At 52.9% G+C, this 783-nt stretch carries 1 rRNA gene; it reads right to left on the reverse strand.

Annotation, left to right across the window (positions count from 1 at the left end):
* Positions 1-783, reverse strand: a 23S ribosomal RNA gene (locus GQS57_RS18390); the annotation flags it as partial.

A 783-nucleotide genomic window follows, 5' to 3' on the forward strand; every position in this document is an offset into this window, starting at 1 on the left:
TCCCGTCCGAACATAGCTACCCGGCAATGCCACTGGCGTGACAACCGGAACACCAGAGGTTCGTCCACTCCGGTCCTCTCGTACTAGGAGCAGCTCCTCTCAAATCTCAAACGTCCACGGCAGATAGGGACCGAACTGTCTCACGACGTTCTAAACCCAGCTCGCGTACCACTTTAAATGGCGAACAGCCATACCCTTGGGACCGGCTTCAGCCCCAGGATGTGATGAGCCGACATCGAGGTGCCAAACACCGCCGTCGATGTGAACTCTTGGGCGGTATCAGCCTGTTATCCCCGGAGTACCTTTTATCCGTTGAGCGATGGCCCTTCCATACAGAACCACCGGATCACTAAGACCTACTTTCGTACCTGCTCGACGTGTCTGTCTCGCAGTTAAGCGTGCTTTTGCCTTTACACTCTACGCATGATTTCCGACCATGCTGAGCACACCTTCGTGCTCCTCCGTTACTCTTTGGGAGGAGACCGCCCCAGTCAAACTACCCACCACACAGTGTCCTCGATCCAGATAATGGACCTGAGTTAGAACCTCAAACATACCAGGGTGGTATTTCAAGATTGGCTCCAATAGAACTGGCGTCCTATCTTCAAAGCCTCCCACCTATCCTACACAAATAGGTTCAAAGTTCACTGTGAAGCTATAGTAAAGGTTCACGGGGTCTTTCCGTCTAGCCGCGGATACACAGCATCTTCACTGCGATTTCAATTTCACTGAGTCTCGGGTGGAGACAGTGTGGCCATGGTTACGCCATTCGTGCAGGTCGGA

It is taken from the genome of Polaribacter sp. 20A6 (assembly GCF_011378915.1).
In the GTDB taxonomy this organism is placed as follows: domain Bacteria; phylum Bacteroidota; class Bacteroidia; order Flavobacteriales; family Flavobacteriaceae; genus Polaribacter; species Polaribacter sejongensis.